Origin of the sequence: Massilia niastensis DSM 21313, assembly GCF_000382345.1 — a bacterium.
Lineage (GTDB): Bacteria > Pseudomonadota > Gammaproteobacteria > Burkholderiales > Burkholderiaceae_D > Telluria > Telluria niastensis.
In genome coordinates, this window is sequence record NZ_KB908109.1 from 55,302 (window position 1) to 71,986 (window position 16,685).

A 16,685-nucleotide genomic window follows, 5' to 3' on the forward strand; every position below is an offset into this window, starting at 1 on the left:
CCTTACGCCTCGGCGTCGTCGGCCTCGACGGCCTCATCGGCCGGAGCCGCCTTGGCCATGGCCTTGCGCTCCATGACGGCGGCGAAGAAGCCGTCGGTCTGGTGCTTGTGCGGCAGCAGCTTCAGGTACTGGTCCATCTCGAGCGGGATCTTCTGCTCGGCCAGCACCTTGCTCATCGGAACCAGCTCGAAGTCCGGATGGGTCGCCAGGAATTGCTCGACGATCACATCGTTTTCTTCATTCAGCAGGCTGCAGGTGGCGTACACGAGGCGGCCGCCGCTCTTGAGCAGGCGCGCGGCGCCATCCAGGATCGAGGCCTGCTTTTCCTGCATCTCGGCGATGGCTTCCACCTTCTGGCGCCACTTGACGTCCGGATTGCGGCGCAGGGTGCCCAGTCCCGAGCACGGCGCGTCGACCAGCACGCGGTCGATCTTGCCGGCCAGGCGCTTGACCTTGGCGTCGCGCTCATGCGCGATCAGCACCGGATGCACGTTCGACAGCCCGCTGCGCGCCATGCGCGGCTTGAGCTTGGCGAGGCGCTTCTCGGACACGTCGAAGGCATACAGGCGGCCGGTGTTGCGCATCTGCGCGCCCAGCGCCAGGGTCTTGCCGCCGGCGCCGGCGCAGAAGTCGACCACCATTTCGCCGCGGCGCGCGCCGACGATCTGGGACAGCACCTGGCTGCCCTCGTCCTGCACCTCGATCGCGCCTTCCTTGAACAGCGGCAGGTTCTGCAGCGACGGCTTCTTCAGCACGCGCAGGCCCAGCGGCGCATACGGCATCGGCTCGGCGGCGATCGGCGCCTCGGCCAGCCTGGCGATGACTTCGTCGCGGTCGGCCTTGATCGAGTTCACGCGCAGGTCCAGCGGCGCCGGCGTGTTCAGCACGGCGGCCAGGTCCTGCGCCTCCTGCTCGCCGAACTGGGCGACCAGCTTGTCGTACAGCCATTGCGGCAGGCTGGAGCGGATGTGCGGCGGCAGCAGGCTGCGGTCGACTTCCTTGATGCGGGTCAGGAAGTGGGTTTCGTCTTCGGTCAGGCCAGGAAGCGCATCGATGCCGACGGTCTCGGCCATGCCCAGCAGCACCAGGCGGCGCATCGAGGGCGTGTTGCCGGCGCCGGCGAAATCGGTGAAGAAGGACTTGTTGCGCAGCACCGCATACACGGCTTCGGCAATGGCGCCGCGCTCGCGGCCGCCGAAGCGTGGGTTTTCCTTGAAAAAGCGCGACAGGGTGACGTCGGCGGGAGCGGTAAAGCGCAGAACCTCGCGCAAGACTTCTTCGGTCTTGGCGAGGATTGCTGGTGGCAATCTCATGTAAATTCCTAATTAAATACTGGTGGGTTCGGCCGCGCGGTCGAGGATGCGCACGTTGCCGTCTTCGATGACCAGGCGGTCCTCGACGAACAGGCGCACCGCGGTCGGGTACAGCTTGTGTTCTTCGATGAGGACGCGCGCAGCCAGCGTGTCCTCGGTGTCGCCCGGCAGGACCGGCACGCGCGCCTGCGCGACCGCCGGGCCATGATCGAGCTCGGCCGTGACGAAGTGCACGGTGGCGCCGTGTTCCGCGACGCCGGCGTCGATCGCCTGCTGGTGCGTGCCCAGCCCCGGGAACAGGGGTAGCAGCGACGGGTGGATGTTCAGCATGCGGCCGGCGTAGTGCTCGACGAACGGCGCCGTGAGGATGCGCATGAAACCGGCCAGCACGACGAGGTCGGGCGAGAAACAGTCGATGGTTTCCTGCAGTGCGGCGTCGAACTCGGCGCGCGAAGCGAAGTCCTTGTTCGCCACCACGGCGGTCGGAATGCCGCGCGCCTGCGCGAATTCCAGCCCCTTGGCTTCGGGTTTATTGCTGATCACCGCTGCGATGCGGGCCGGCCACTGCTCGGCGTCAAGCGCGCGCACGACCGCTTCCATATTGCTGCCGCGGCCGGAAATGAGGATCACGATGTTTTTCATAGCCCGCATTGTACCGTATCGCCACGCGGCAACCGCGCGGCCGGCAGGCTATTCGGACGTTCCGGCGGCCAGGGCGAACGAATAAAAGACGCGGAACGGGACCTTTTTCTCGGCCCAGAACTCGGCGGCGTCGCGGAACACGTCGAGCAGGTTCTCGCGCGCTTCCTTGTCGAATTTTTGTGCGCTTGGCAACTGTTCCAGCACGACGAGGAAGCCCGGCTGGGCGCCGGCTTCGCTGATGGTATCGGTCAGGCAGGTGCGCAAGGCATCGAAATTCTTGCTACAGGGCTTGGAAAAATGAAAATTCTCGCCGATGCGTGCGCAGACCTGCTGCTTGGTCATCGTGTGTGCGCAATGCGCATACAGAAAGTGATGGCCTAGCCGCGCCGCTTCCTGTTGCAGCTCACCAACGCGGAAAGCGCGGATCGACTGCACAAGATTCGGCGGCACTCTCATCAACAAACTCATTTTTTCCTCAAGTCGACCTGATATCGTATCCATGCGCTGCGGCGCCACTCATCACGACGTTTGGCACCGCCGCTGCTTCTTCCCCCGATGTCGTTTCCACGCGCCAATAAAGCTCTTTGTGTAAGGGTAACCTTTTTGTGGTATGGGAAGCAACCCAAATGTGATAACAGAAAGCGGATTTGTAAAAAACGGTATGTCTGCATGTCATCAAGATGCGCTGCCGGCCAGCCCTCCGCCATTCTGTAGGTACGCGGAAAACCCCTTAGTCGCTGTTACAATTTGTTGCCATGCAGACTCCTTGGACAGAGCGGGAAAGGATTACCATAAGACCTGTAGAACCCGCGACAGCATCGCGCCCACCAGAATGAGGACACACATGAACATCCAAGCCAAACTGATCATCGCGACCCTCGGCCTGGCTACCCTGCCCCTGGCGCAGGCTGCCGATTTCGAGGATTTCGGCCGTGTGGTGCGCGTACAGCCGCGCGTGGAGCAGATTCGCACCCCGCGCCAGGAATGCCGCACTGAATATGTCCAGGTGCCGGTCCAGCAGGAACGCGGCGCGGGCGGCGGCATCGTCGGCGGCGTCGTCGGCGGCCTGCTCGGCAACCAGGTCGGCAGCGGCAGCGGCAGGGTCGCCGCGACGGCCGCCGGTGCGATTGCCGGCGCCATGATCGGCGACCGCGCCGAGAACCGCAACGTGGGACAAGGCGTGCAGGAACAGGCAGTGCGCCAGTGCCGCACCGTGGAAGCCATCGAATCGCGCACCAACGGCTACGACGTGACCTATGAATACCGCGGCCAGACCTATACTTCCCTGATGAGCCGCGATCCGGGCAACCGCGTGCGACTGCGCGTCTCGGTCGAACCGCTGGACGGCTACTCCCAGTCCCAGTATTCCCAGTATTGATCTGCGCGGCGCGTCGCCGACGCGCCGTTTACCAGGGGGCCGTGCTTGCGCTGCGCGTTGCGCGCCACTGGCGCGCAACGCGCCCACCCCCGATAATAGGGCGACTCAACCAGACTGCCCTATGCTCATCAAACGCAAATCCATCGAACAGGCCGAATCCTCGCGCCGCCCCGCACGCAAGCCCAAGTTCGCGCCCGTCACGCTGTCCGAACAGGACGGCGTCCGCTATCTCCACTTCGGCACCGAATGGGTGCAGGGCGCCATGCGCATCCGCAAGCCCGACTGGCCCGAGCTCGAATACGCGCAGCAGATGATGGCCTGGATGCTGTTCATCGACGCCCCGCGCGCCATCGCCCAGCTGGGCCTGGGCGCGGCCACGCTGACCAAGTTCTGCTATCGCCAGTTCCCCGAGGCGACGGTAACCGCGGTCGAACTGAATCCCTCGGTGATCGCGATCTGCGCCTCGATGTTCAAGCTGCCCGACAGCGACGGGCGCCTGCAGGTAGTGGAGATGGACGCGCTCGACTTCGTCGAGGACCCGGCCCACCATGGCGCCTTCGACGTGCTGCAGTGCGACCTGTACGACGCCACCGCGCGCGGCCCGGTGCTCGACACGCCCGAGTTCTACCGGGCCTGTGCCGCATCCCTGGCGCCGCACGGCATCATGACGGTCAACCTGTTCGGCGACCATCCGAGCTTCGCGAAGAACCTGAAGGCGATGAAGTTCGCTTTCGCGCACGTGATCTGCCTGCCCGAAGTCCACGACGGGAACGTCGTGGCGCTGTGCTTCAACACCCGCCCCGAACTCGACAAGGACGTCCTGGCGGCGCGCGCCGCGCAGATCGTCGCCGCCACCAAGCTGCCCGCCAGGTCCTGGGTCAAGGGCATCCTGGCCGCGGACTAAGCCATTACGCCGACCGTGAACGCCGCCATCCACAAACCCGCCAGCCTGCGCAGGCTCGACCTGCAATCCATCTTCTCCTGGATGCTCGCCGACGGCATCGTCACCAAGGACAAGGTCAAGGCCGACTTCGCGCAGGCCCAGGGCATCCTGAAGAACGCGGCGGGGTCGATGCACCCGCTGACCGCGATCGCGCAATGCAAGCTGGTGTCGAGCCAGCCGCCGCACCGGCTCCTGACCCTGGACGTGCTGACCGAATGGTGCGCGGCCAAGGTCGGCCTGCCCTTCATCCGCATCGACCCGCTGAAGATCGACTTCACCAGGGTGGCGGACGTGATGTCGGCCAGCTACGCGGCGCGCTTCAACATCCTGCCGGTGGACATGACGGCGACCACCCTGGTGGTGGCGACGGCCGATCCGGCGCTGACCGAATGGGAAGCCGAGATCGCGAAGGTGTCGCGCCGCAGGATCGAGCTGGTGCTGGCCAATCCGCTCGACATCGCGCAGTACATCTCGCAGTTCTTCAGCCTGGCCAAGTCGATCCGCGACGCCAACCGCAACACGGGCCAGGACCTGGCCATGCGCAACAACTTCGAGCAGCTGGTCGAACTGGGCAAGTCGAACAAGCAGTTCGACGCCAACGACCAGCACATCGTCAACATCGTCGACTGGCTGTGGAGCTATGCCTTCGAGCAGCGCGCTTCCGACATCCACCTGGAGCCCAAGCGCGAATTCGCCGTGATCCGCTTCCGCATCGACGGCGTGCTGCACCAGGTGTACCAGGTGCCGGCGGCGGTGATGATCGCCATGACGGCGCGCATCAAGCTGCTGGGGCGGATGGACGTGATCGAAAAGCGCCGTCCGCAGGATGGGCGTATCAAGACGCGCACCAACACGGGCCAGGAAGTCGAGCTGCGCCTGTCGACCTTGCCGACGGCGTTCGGCGAGAAGCTGGTGATGCGCATCTTCGACCCCGAGGTCGTGGTCAAGACCTTGCCGGAGCTGGGCTTCCCGCCGGAGGATGCGGCGCGCTGGGATGCGCTGACCAGGCGCCCGCACGGCATCATCCTGGTGACCGGGCCGACCGGCTCGGGCAAGACGACCACCCTGTACACCACGCTCAAGGCGCTGGCGACCACCGAGGTGAACGTCTGCACGGTGGAAGACCCGATCGAGATGGTGGAAGCCTCGTTCAACCAGATGCAGGTGCAGCCGGGGATCGACTTGTCGTTCGCCGACGGCGTGCGCGCGCTGATGCGCCAGGACCCGGACATCATCATGGTGGGCGAGATCCGCGACCTGGAGACCGCGGAGATGGCGATCCAGGCGGCGCTGACCGGCCACCTGGTGTTCTCGACCCTGCACACCAACGACGCGCCGTCGGCCGTGGTGCGCCTGCTGGAGCTGGGGGTGCCGAATTATCTGCTGGAATCGACCCTGATCGGCGTGATGGCCCAGCGGCTGGTGCGGACGCTCTGCCCCGACTGCAAGGCGCCGGGCGGCGAATTGAGTGACGATGTGTGGCAGGGCATCGGCGGGGCGTGGAATATCCCGAAACCGGAGACCGTGTATCGGCCGATCGGCTGTCCGGAATGCCGGCAGACCGGCTATCGCGGGCGCACCGGCATCTACGAGCTCTTGAGCGTGACCGAAGGCTTCGGCAGGAAGATCGGCGAGTCGGGTGACATCCAGGCCTTGCGCCGCCAGAGTGTCGCGGATGGCATGACGCCGCTGCGCATCGCCGGGGCCATGAAGGTGGTCGAGGGCGTGACCACGGCGGACGAGGTGCTGAAGGTGAGCTCGGCGCTGTCGTGAACACGGGGCGTGCACGAATGATCACGCAAGCCTGGCAAAAACCGGAACGACCGGCTATAATGCTGCCTCTTCGGGTCGTTAGCTCAGCTGGTAGAGCAGCGGACTTTTAATCCGTTGGTCGCAGGTTCGAATCCCGCACGGCCTACCAAAGATACAAGCGAAAACGCCAACCTTCACGGGTTGGCGTTTTTGTTTTGCGCGTCCATTTCTGCCGGCCCCGAAGTCATACGCAAAAAAATACCCCCTTCGCTTGCAAGCGAAGGGGGCGAGGATCCAGAAACGCCGGGCCGGCTGGGTCAGGTGACGACGAAATCCAGGCTGGTCAGGGCCTTGCCGGTGCCGATCAGGGCGATCCGCACCGCCGCCCCGGCGCCCGAACCGTCGGCGTCGTAGCTCAGCGCGCCGGTCGCGCTGTCGTACACGATGAAGTCGTCCGCATCCAGCGCCTTCACGCCAAGGCGCAGGTTCCCGGCGTTCAGCGCGCCGGCCGCCAGCTTGGTGAAAATGGCGTTCTCGAGCAGGATGGTGTCGTCCACGACCACGAAGTCGGTAATGGTGTCGACGCTGGCGTTGAGCGCGGTGTTGAACACGAAGGAATCCTTGCCGGCGCCGCCGGTCAGGACGTTTGCGCCGGCGCCGCCTGTGATGGTGTTGTTCAACGTATTGCCGATACCGTTCACGCTGTCCGTCGACGTGATGCGCAGGTTCTCGAGGTTGGCGCCCAGCGTGGTGGTCACGCTGGTGACGACGGTATCGGTGCCGCCCGTGGCGCCCGCCGTGGTTTCGCTGACGACGTCGCCCGCATTGTCGACATAATAGACATCGCTGCCGTTGCCGCCGATCATGCGGTCGGCGCCGCCCATGCCATTGAGCACGTTGGCGCCGTCGCCGCCGACCAGCAGGTCGTTGAAGGCCGAGCCGGTGGCGTTTTCGACGTCGTACAGCTTGTCGTTGCCGCCGCCACTGGCGACCCCGGCGACGCTGGTCGCGCCCGGCACGTAACCCGGCGCCAGGTCATGCTTGACCGAATAGCCGAGGCCGTTGGCGTTGTCGCGGGTACCAGAGGCCAGCATCACGTTCACGCTTTCCAGCGCCAGCGAGTAGTCGACCGTGTCGATGCCGGCCCCGCCCTCGATGATGTCGTCGCCCAGGTAAGCCACGAACACGTCGTTGCCATCGCGGCCATCCAGCAGGTTGCTGCCTTCCTCGCCGTTCAGGCGGTCGTTGCCGCCATAGCCGCGCAGGATATTGTCCTCGAGATCGCCGACCAGCGAATCGGCGCCGGCGTCCGAACCGAGCAGGTTTTCGATGCCGATCAGGGTGTCGATGCCGGCGCCGACCGTATTCTGGGCCGCCAGCAGGTTCAGGTTCACGTTGACGCCGGCGGTTGCGCCGAAGTAGCTGGCGGTATCGCTGTCGACGCCGCCGACCAGGCGATCGTTGCCGAGCCCGCCAGTCAGGAAGTCTTCGCCTTCGCCTCCGTCGAGCACGTCGTCGCCCGCGGCGCCGTCGAGCTGGTCGTCGCCGCCGCCGCCAACCAGGCGGTTGGCCAGCTCGTTGCCGCCCAGGATGTCGCTGCCGGTCGCCGACCCGGTGATATTTTCGATGCCGGTCAGCACTTGCGGCCCGGCGCCGGTGGTGTTCTGCGCGCCGCCCAGGGCCAGGTCGAGCTTCACGCCGACGCCGACGCTGGCATAGATGACCGAGTCGCGGCCCAGGCCGCCCTCGATGGTCTCGGCGCCGCTCGAATAAATATTGTCGTTGCCTGCGCCGCCGTCGATGCGGTCGGCGCCGCCGCCGCCCACCACGGTGTCGTTGCCGTCGCCGGCGAGCAGGACGTTGGCGCCGCGGTTGCCGGTGATGCGGTTGTCGAGCGCATTGCCGGTGCCCGACAGGGCTGCCGAGCCGGTCAGCTGCAGGTTCTCGAGCTCTGCGCCGAGCGTGTAGCTGATGGCGCTGATGACCTTGTCGATACCGCCCAGCGCCAGTTCCACGACCTTGTCGGCGGAACTGTCGACCACGTAGGTGTCGTCGCCTTCCAGGCCGGTCATCAGGTCGGCGCCGCTGCCGCCGTCGAGCGTATTCGCCCCGGCGGTGCCGGTGAGCTTGTTGCCAAGCTCGTTGCCGGTGGCGTTGACGTCGCCGCCGAGGAGGACCAGGTTCTCCAGGTGTGCGCCCAGCGCATAGCTGTCGTTGACCAGGGCGTAGACGGTGTCGGCGCCCTGGTTCGCCAGCTCCACCACGTCGCTGGTGTCGCCTGTGACATAGTAGTTGTCGTTGCCGGCTCCGCCGAGCAGGACATCGCCCTCGGCGTACCAGTAGAGCTCGTCCTTGTTGTTGGCGTACAGCGTGTCGTTGCCGAAGCCGCCTACCAGGCGGTCGCTGCCGCCGCCGCCGACCAGCACGTTGTCGGCCGAGTTGCCGACGATCTGGTTGTTCGCGCTGTTGCCGCTGCCGTCGATCGCGAGCGAGCCCACCAGGGTCAGGTTTTCGATGCCGCTGCCGATCTGGTAGGTGGCCGTCGCCTTCACATGGTCGGTGCCGCTGTAGCCGGTGTCGATCACGATGTCGGCCGTGTTGTCGACATAGATCGTGTCGCTGCCGTCGCCACCGTTGACGGTATCGACGCCTTCCATGCCGTTGAGCACGTTGTTGCCGCTGTTGCCGTAGATGGTGTTGTCGAGTTCGTTACCGGTGCCGGCGATGTTGAGGGTGCCGGTGAGGCTCAGGATTTCGAGGTTGTCGCCCAGGGTGGTGCTGCCGCTGGCCTGGACCGTGTCGGTACCGCCGGCTTCGTCTTCCTGGACGATGTCGCGGCCGTCGACCATGTAGGTGTCGTTGCCGGCGCCGCCGATCAACAGGTCCTCGCCGGCGCCGCCGTCGAGCCGGTTGTTGCCGTTGTTTCCGACCAGGCGGTTGTTCTGCGCGTTGCCGGTGGCGTTGATGTTCTGGCTGCCGGACAGGCGCAGGTTCTCGACGTTGTCGGACAGGACATGGCTGACCGAACTGGTGACGGAGTCCACGCCGCCGGGAGCGTCTTCGCGCACCTGGTCGCCGACGTTGTCGACGATATAGGTGTCGTCGCCCGAGCCGCCCTCCATCCGGTCCGCGCCGCCGCCGCCGTTCAGGGTGTTGGCCCCGATATTGCCGATCAGGTGGTTGGCGCTGCTGTTGCCGATCAGGCTATAGCCACCGCTGCCGAGCAGCCAGGCTTCCTCGATGTTGCGGCCGAGCGTGTAGTTGCCGGCGATACGCACCATGTCGGTGCCGCCGCCCGCTTCCTCGACGATGGTGTCGAGCGTATCGGCGACATAGGTGTCGTTCCCGAGCCCGCCAGTGAGCTTGTCGGCGCCGCTACCGCCGATCAGGATATCGGCGCCACGGTTGCCGGTGAGTACATCGTCGCCTGCGCCGCCGGACAGCTTGACCGCATCGAAACCGGCGTAGACGATGGTATTGGGATTGGCGTCCCCGGTCAGAATCCCATTGATCTGGGTGTCATGCCCTTCTTCAAAGCGCATCATGGTGGAACCGCGCACGGACAATGCGTATCCGTTTGCGCCAATGGCAGTCGCTTGCACGTTCAACACCGCATTGCTGCTCCAGGCGAACGTAATCTCATCATCGACGCGAACGCCGTTGACATCGAAGCGCTGGCCGTGAACGGTATAGGTGCGGTAATAGGGATCGAGCTCGTTCCACAGCAGCAGATAGCCGCCATCGCCCAGTGCAGCAATTTCGGGATTGTAGAGCTGGTAACCCAACTGCTGGTTACTTGGCGCCAAAGTAAAATCTTCTCCTTTGGCGACACCTTGCGCATCATACTGTTTGACCTGCAAGACACGGCTCTTGTCGAGCCAGGTCACTGCAAACGAGCCGTCCCCCAGGACAGCGACCGCTGCGCTGTCACCGCTGTTGCTGTACGAAGAGCTTACGCGGATGGGCTCTCCATTTGGCGTGCCGCCGGCGGAAAAGCGCTGCACATACAGCTCAGGAATATAGTTATTCAGTGCCACGAAGCTGGCGACGAATCCGCCGCCGGGCAAGGCCGCGGTCTCGACGAAGGACTGCATGCTGCCGTTCACCGACGTCCCCGCTACGATATCCTGGGTAGTGACCTGGGTAGCTGTCGCATCGACACTGACGACTTTCGGCGCCGTATAACCGCTGCCGGACGAATAGAAGTCGAAGGCGACCCGGAAACCGCCATCGGCAGCGCCGATCGCCGATACGTTCTCGTAGGAGTAACTCAGCGTACTGTCGCTCAGCTTGATCGCATCACCGACTTTGGCGCCGGCGGCGTCGAAGCGCTGCGCGAGAAGCTCGTAGCGTTGGGTAGCGCTGTTGTATGCCCCCGAAACGCCGACAAAGCCACCGCTCGAGAGGGCGGCAAGGACAGGAGCGGAATTACCGGGTACGTTTCCGCGCAGCGCAAGCGGGATTTCGGGACCAATTTCAAGTCCGTTCGCGTCCAGGAATCTGGCGCTGCTACCGTTCGAAGCGATGTAACCGCCGCTCTTGGTCGGTACGACGGTGACGCCGTACGACGTGGTGGTACTGAACCAGGGGCGCTGTGACGATAGTGCGATGCTCGAGTCGAGGAACTTCACGGCGTCGACGTTGACCAGGGTATCCACACCCTGCGTACTGGTGACGGTCCAGCGATTTGCTGCACTCTGATCCAGTCTGAATGTGGCGAATGGAGAAACGGTGTCGATCACCGCAGTATCGTGGACCGCTGGATCGCCGGTATAGGTATCGGTGGAAGAAGTGCCGGTAAGCGTCGCCATGTTGCCGTCTTAAAAATTGAAATGGGTGGGCCGCGGGATGGGCCTGAAAGAGTTGCGCAGCAGGTAATCCTGCTGGCTAAAGGGAAATTATTGCACATTGGAAAACGTAGAAAAAGCGTTGTGACAACAGGCGTTGTTATTCGGCCAAACACGGTACCTGAGGGCGACCCAAGGCCAGCCCTTTCCCTCCAGGTTTGTAAATACTCACCCCATGCATGAGGGGCAAGCCGGACCCGGGGTACCGGGCCCGGTCGCCTCCCTCATGCGGCTTGCGTCGCCGGATGCGCCTGTTTGCGGTACAGGAACTCCAGCACGGCCGTGCGGTGCTCGGTGTAGCGCGCATCCTGCGCCAGCGCGACGCGGTCGCGCGGACGCTCCAGCTGCACATCGACGATCTCGCCGATGGTGGCGGCCGGGCCGTTGGTCAGCATGACGATACGGTCCGACAGCAACACCGCTTCGTCCACGTCGTGCGTGACCATCACCACGGTGGACCTGGTGGCGGCGACGATCTTGAGCAGCTCGTCCTGCAGGTGGGCGCGGGTCAGCGCATCGAGGGCGCCGAAGGGCTCGTCCATCAGCAGCACCTTCGGCTTCATCGCCAGGGCGCGGGCGATGCCGACGCGCTGCTTCATCCCGCCCGAGATTTCATGCGGGCGCTTGGCTTCGGCGCTGGTCAGTCCCACCAGCGCCAGCGCCTCCATGGTGCGCTCGCGCAGCTGGGCGCCGCTTTCGGTGCGGCCGAATACGCGCTCCACGCCGAGGTGGATGTTCTCGTAGCACGTCAGCCATGGCAGCAGCGAGTGGTTCTGGAACACCACCGCCCGCTCCGGCGCCGGTCCGGCGATTTCGCGATTGGCGCACAGCAGCACGCCCTCGGTGGGTTTCAGCAGGCCGGCGATCAGGTTGAGCAGCGTCGACTTGCCGCAGCCGGAATGGCCGATCAGGGTGATGAACTCGCCCTTGCGCACCGCCAGGTCGATGCCGCGCAGCGCCTGGAACACGCCCTTCTTGGTGTGGAACGCCATCTCCACGCCGGAGATGTCGATGAATTTCGGATTCAGGTCGTCCATGGTCGCGCCTCTTTCAGTTAGCCACTTGTTCGTAGGTGAATGCACGGGCCAGCGCCATCAGCGCCTGTTCCAGCAGCAGGCCGACCACGCCGATGACGACGATGGCGATGATAATGTGCGAGACGTTCAGGTTGTTCCACTCGTCCCACACCCAGAAGCCGATGCCCACGCCGCCGGTCAGCATTTCCGCCGCCACGATCACCAGCCAGGCGGTGCCGATCGCCAGGCGCACGCCGGTCAGGATGTAGGGCAGTGCCGACGGCAGCAGGATCTTGGTCAACACCTTCCACTCGGACAGGTTCAGCACCCGCGCCACGTTCATGTAGTCCTGGGGCACGCGCTGCACGCCGACGGCGGTGTTGATGATCATCGGCCAGATCGAGCAGATGAAGATGGACCAGATCGCGGCCGGGTTGGCCGACTTGAACACCAGCAGGCCGATCGGCAACCAGGCCAGCGGCGACACCGGCTTGAGCAGGCTGATGATGGGACCGAACATGCTGCCGACGAACTGCACCCGGCCGATCATGAAGCCCAGCGGAATGCCGACCAGCGCGGCCAGCCCGAAGCCCACCGCCACGCGCTGCAAGGATGCCAGCACGTTCCAGCCGATGCCCTGGTCGTTCGGGCTGTTGCTGTAGAACGGATCGGCGAACAGCTTGAGCGCTTCCTGCAGCGTCACCAGTGGCGACGGGAAGGACGTGTTATTGGCTGCGATCATCTGCCAGACCAGCACCACGAGCGCAATGCCCGCCAGCGGCGGCAGGACCAGCTTCACGGCCGTGGCAAACGGCGACGTGCCGCGCGCGGCCGCGGGCGCCGGCTTGCGCGCCGGTGGACTGGCCTTGGCCGCGACGGTATCGGAGGCGACTGCAGTGACTGCAACAACGGCCGCGACGGCAGGATGCCGTGGGTGGCGTTCGGATTTCAGCATGGCGCTCATGGCGTTTCCTTTTCGGGCGGGATGATGGTCAGGTCTTGATCTTGAACGAGGCGGCGTAGGCCTTCGGATTCCGGCCATCCCACACCGTACCGTCCATCAGCTTCGAACTGCGCAGCGGGCTTTTCGGAATCGGCGTCTTGGACAGGGTGGCGGCGTCCTTGTACAGGTCGACCTGGTTGACGGCCGTGGCCACGGCCAGGTAGTCCGGATCGTCCTTCAGCAGGCCCCAGCGGCGATGCTGGGTCATGAACCACATGCCGTCCGACAGGTACGGGAAGTTGACCGTGCCATCGTTGTAGAACTTCATGTAGTTCTGGTCGTCCCAGGTCTTGCCCAGGCCATTCTGGTAGCGGCCCATGATGCGCTGGTCGATGGCGTCCTTGCTGGTGTTGACGTAGGACTTGTTGGCGATGACCTCGGCCATCTTGTTCTTGTTGGCCAGCGACGCATCGATCCATCTGCCGGCCTCGAGGATGGCGGCCATCATGGCGCGGCAGGTGTTCGGATTCTTCCTGGCGAATTCCAGCGTGGAACCGAGCACCTTTTCGGGGTGGTCGCGCCAGATGTCCTGCGTGGTGATGGCGGTGATGCCGACGTTGTCCATGATGGCGCGGTGGCCCCATGGCTCGCCCACGCAGAAGCCGTCCATGTTCCCGACGCGCATGTTCGCCACCATCTGCGGCGGCGGTACGGTGATGACCTTGGCGTCCTTCATCGGATCGATGCCGTGGGCTGCCAGCCAGTAGTACAGCCACATCGCATGGGTGCCGGTCGGGAAGGTCTGGGCGAAGGTGAATTCGCGCCGCTCGGTCCGCATCAGCTTGGCCAGCGACGCGCCATCCACCGCGCCCTTGTCGGACAGCTGCTTCGACAGCGTGATCGCCTGGCCGTTGTTGTTCAGGCCCATCAGCACCGCCATGTCCTTCTTCTGTCCGCCGATCCCCATCTGGACGCCGTACAGCAGGCCATACAGCACATGGGCTGCATCCAGGTCGCCATTGGCCAGCTTGTCGCGCACGCCGGCCCAGGAGGCCTCCTTGCTCAACACGAACTTGACGCCGTATTTTTTATCGAAGCCCAGCACCGATGCCATCACGACGGAAGCACAGTCGGTCAGCGGAATGAAGCCGATCCTGATTTCTTCTTTTTCGGGCTTGTCCGAACCTGCCGCCCACACCCCACCCGATGCCAGACTCAACAGGCTTCCGCCCGCTGCCAGACCTGCGCCCTGAATGATTTTCCTGCGCGTGACGTTCACCTCGTTGGCGCTCACCGGCAAGGCGCTCTTCGCTTGAAGTTTCTGATATTCCATCGCAAATCCCAAATGTAGTCTGGCAAAAAAAAAGACGCATACCCCAACATGAATGGATTCATGCTTCGGTAGACGTCGTTGTCTTGGTGGGCTCTACCGTCATTGGCAGGACACTCGTGCGCTTCGTTGCGCTTGACCTAGATACGCAATGTTCGTGCCAGCGAGGTTTACAGAGTGAAAAGGGATTTGGCGGCGCGGTGGGGGACCGCGCGATGGTGCAAGGACTGCACTGCGATTGCGCAGTGCATCATTTTGGACGAGGGATTGTGGCGCCGAAGAAGTTCAGCATGGCAGCGGGGCGGCTCTCTCAAATGCCCGACTTCGTGCCGAGCCCCGAGCGCCGGCAGGCGTCAGCGTAAGCGGTATTGAGTTGCCGTTTCATGCAGAGCAATTAGTGTGCGTCAAGCCAACATGACATGACCGCTAAGAAGCACAAAGGTTGGCGCTTTGTGCAACCCAACAATGACCATTCTTGTCCCATTTGAAAGGACAAGAAACCTCAGGCCATCGTCTTCTCGTCTCCCATAAACAGATCTTGTTTTTCCAAATTTGCGTATCTGTATTTTTCGTCGCCACCTAAATAAACTACACGTGGGTCGGAAGGAAGCGTGGCATCCTTGGCGAATCCCGCCAGAGAATCGTGGACATAGTTGTCGAAAAAACTGATGATCTTCTCATCCTTTAAACCATTGTTCTTCTCAAACTCGTTCTCGTAAGCTTCCAACAGCATCTTGTAATGCGGTCTCAGATCGCTCCGTCGTTGGCTGCCGGAAGCGCCGCGCAATACGTTGCGGATAGCCTGGACGTCGGCCAATAACTGTTTGTCGTACAGATCCAGCATTGCCTGAAGGTTTTTCATATTCGGAAAGGAATCCTTCCGGGCCTTTGCTCTCAAGTGCGCATCACGCGCACTTTTGTAATCTTGACGCGCCTTCTCTACATCCGCATCGCTAACAGATGGTGCTTTTCGCGTCACTTCACCTTCTGATGCAGATGCTTGCATTTCCTGCACTGCCGTCCGGGCGTTCAACGTTACCTGAGCCACAGCTTCCTTTATCGCAAGACCATTGACCTCCTTGTCAAGAATCACCTCTTTTCGTCTGAAACTACTATCTTGAGCTTGTATTAGCTTGGATTCAGCCCTATCACCTGCCGATTTCCGTTTAATCATCGCAAAACGCCAAGCATAATACAATGCCATATATTTGCTAATCCCCTCCCCTAAATTGGCAAAGGATCCAACGGCTTTCATATAATAGTTATAGGTTTCAAGCAATTTCGGATCAACATTAAAATCATTCTTATTCTCAGCCGTCCATTCTACCAACATTGGAACACCACAACGCGAAGCGCAATTATACATATGAAGCAAGGGAATAAGACTCAAGCATTCTACCGATGTAAAGCTTTTCGCACCTTCACCTGAAGCGTAACCGCCACCAACGTCGGAATGTGCGCCAGGATAAACCGTTTCGTAAAAATTCCCAGGCTTCATTAATCGACCGCTCGACAATATACTCACGCTATCCAGTGGAAAAGAATTTCGAATCTCATGGGCAGCAATGAAATGTCGCACTTCCTCCACGGTCTCGTGGATTTGCAAGCTTTTGCCCCATCCGTCATGACCGTGGTTATTGCCCGCTGCAGGATCCGCTCCCGGAATCGCATTCGCGAAAAAAGCCAGCGCCTCAGGACGGGTTTCTTGATACTTTTTCAGGCGTTTGACGATCATGCCGGCCGTATCGCCGTTGTACGATTCACGCAAGCCTGTAGTATTCGAACTCATGGGTAAGCCAACTGAGGCGACCGTGTCGAACAAACCAATAAAGCGAAACCTGAGTGGCCAAGCTCCGCTCCGCAACACCCATTTCTCATTACGTAGATCACAGCGAAGCTCCATGAGCTTATTAACAAACGCCCGCGCGAGTGCCGCGCCACGACTGAATCCGAAAACGGCAATGTTAATTTCTTGAATTGCGTTCGCTGGCGCTTTTGCCTTCGCCAGAGGAATCGCAAGAAATGCGTCGAACTCCTCCAGTGCAAATGTCAACCTTTCTTCCCCCATTGCCCCACATCCCAACCCCAATGCACTACCGCCGTCATCACCGATTTCGGGGAAATACGTGCCGACACCCGGAATATATACGGAAAGTATCCCATCTTCCTGATTTTTTGGTTTGTGAACACGATACAACCTCGCAATATTACTGTGCTTCACTAAGGAAGTACTGATTTAATCGTCTGCCAATCTGCTGAGCTGTCACAATAGCGCATCCAATTTCCGAGTAAATCGATGACGCAGATGAGCTTTTCCGATGTCGAGTACGCCAGCAAGAAGAAGCTGACTCGACGCGACCGTTTCCTTGCAGAGATCGAGGCTGCAACGCCGTGGCCAACTCTGGTTGCGGCGCTGCTGCCGTACTATCCGAAAGGCGATGGTCGTGGCCGGCCGCCGGTCGGTCTTGAGCGCATGCTGCGCATGTACATTGCCCAGCAATGCTTCGGCTTGTCGGATGAG

At 62.4% G+C, this 16,685-nt stretch carries 12 protein-coding genes and 1 tRNA gene; 5 read left to right on the top strand and 8 right to left on the bottom strand.

Annotation, left to right across the window (positions count from 1 at the left end; translation table 11 throughout):
* Positions 1 to 2: 2 nt before the first annotated feature.
* Genes H162_RS0118915 through H162_RS0118925 form a run of 3 tightly spaced genes read right to left on the bottom strand, consistent with a single transcriptional unit; the run spans position 3 to position 2,423 of the window.
* Positions 3 to 1,313: an RsmB/NOP family class I SAM-dependent RNA methyltransferase gene (locus H162_RS0118915; RefSeq protein WP_040787684.1), complete on the bottom strand. Its 1,311-nt coding sequence runs from the start codon at positions 1,311 to 1,313 to the stop codon at positions 3 to 5.
* 12 nt (positions 1,314 to 1,325) lie between these two features.
* A complete protein-coding gene (purN, locus tag H162_RS0118920) occupies positions 1,326 to 1,955 on the bottom strand; it encodes a phosphoribosylglycinamide formyltransferase (protein WP_020655062.1) in 630 nt (209 codons plus the stop codon).
* Between the two features lie 48 nt (positions 1,956 to 2,003).
* Positions 2,004 to 2,423: a barstar family protein gene (locus tag H162_RS0118925; RefSeq protein ID WP_026354828.1), complete on the bottom strand. Its 420-nt coding sequence runs from the start codon at positions 2,421 to 2,423 to the stop codon at positions 2,004 to 2,006.
* 376 nt (positions 2,424 to 2,799) lie between these two features.
* Between H162_RS0118925 and H162_RS31265 the strand changes: the two genes are divergently transcribed.
* The 4 genes from H162_RS31265 to H162_RS0118945 all read left to right on the top strand — a co-directional run bounded on the left by H162_RS31265 (position 2,800) and on the right by H162_RS0118945 (position 6,197).
* On the top strand, positions 2,800 to 3,333 hold the full coding sequence (locus H162_RS31265; protein ID WP_020655064.1) for a glycine zipper 2TM domain-containing protein: 534 nt from the start codon (positions 2,800 to 2,802) through the stop codon (positions 3,331 to 3,333).
* A 121-nt stretch (positions 3,334 to 3,454) separates the two neighbouring features.
* Positions 3,455 to 4,237, top strand: coding sequence for a spermine/spermidine synthase domain-containing protein (locus H162_RS0118935; protein WP_020655065.1), 783 nt, complete (start codon positions 3,455 to 3,457; stop codon positions 4,235 to 4,237).
* A gap of 15 nt (positions 4,238 to 4,252) precedes the next feature.
* The gene (gene tfpB / locus H162_RS0118940; RefSeq protein ID WP_020655066.1) at positions 4,253 to 6,049 is read left to right on the top strand and encodes a type IV pilus assembly ATPase TfpB; all 1,797 of its coding nucleotides are present in this window, start codon (positions 4,253 to 4,255) and stop codon (positions 6,047 to 6,049) included.
* 72 nt (positions 6,050 to 6,121) lie between these two features.
* Positions 6,122 to 6,197 (top strand) — tRNA-Lys (locus tag H162_RS0118945).
* A 148-nt stretch (positions 6,198 to 6,345) separates the two neighbouring features.
* On the opposite strand, the gene H162_RS35315 is transcribed toward H162_RS0118945, so the two are convergent.
* The 5 genes from H162_RS35315 to H162_RS33340 form a co-directional block, all read right to left on the bottom strand.
* On the bottom strand, positions 6,346 to 10,839 hold the full coding sequence (locus tag H162_RS35315; protein WP_156885695.1) for a beta strand repeat-containing protein: 4,494 nt from the start codon (positions 10,837 to 10,839) through the stop codon (positions 6,346 to 6,348).
* Positions 10,840 to 11,099: 260 nt separating this feature from the next.
* Complete coding sequence (locus H162_RS0118955; protein WP_020655068.1) at positions 11,100 to 11,912, bottom strand: ABC transporter ATP-binding protein; 813 nt, start codon at positions 11,910 to 11,912, stop codon at positions 11,100 to 11,102.
* Positions 11,913 to 11,925: 13 nt separating this feature from the next.
* Positions 11,926 to 12,855 carry a nitrate ABC transporter permease gene (ntrB, locus tag H162_RS0118960; protein WP_020655069.1) on the bottom strand — a complete coding sequence of 310 codons (930 nt, stop codon included), beginning with the start codon at positions 12,853 to 12,855 and terminating at the stop codon, positions 11,926 to 11,928.
* Between the two features lie 28 nt (positions 12,856 to 12,883).
* Positions 12,884 to 14,032 carry a CmpA/NrtA family ABC transporter substrate-binding protein gene (locus tag H162_RS0118965; RefSeq protein ID WP_020655070.1) on the bottom strand — a complete coding sequence of 383 codons (1,149 nt, stop codon included), beginning with the start codon at positions 14,030 to 14,032 and terminating at the stop codon, positions 12,884 to 12,886.
* 634 nt (positions 14,033 to 14,666) lie between these two features.
* Positions 14,667 to 16,385, bottom strand: a complete 1,719-nt coding sequence (locus tag H162_RS33340; protein WP_084677063.1) for a T6SS phospholipase effector Tle1-like catalytic domain-containing protein — start codon at positions 16,383 to 16,385, stop codon at positions 14,667 to 14,669.
* A gap of 75 nt (positions 16,386 to 16,460) precedes the next feature.
* On the opposite strand from H162_RS33340, the gene H162_RS0118980 reads away from it, so the two are divergent.
* The coding region (locus H162_RS0118980; protein ID WP_020655073.1) for a transposase at positions 16,461 to 16,685 on the top strand (225 nt) is incomplete at its 3' end.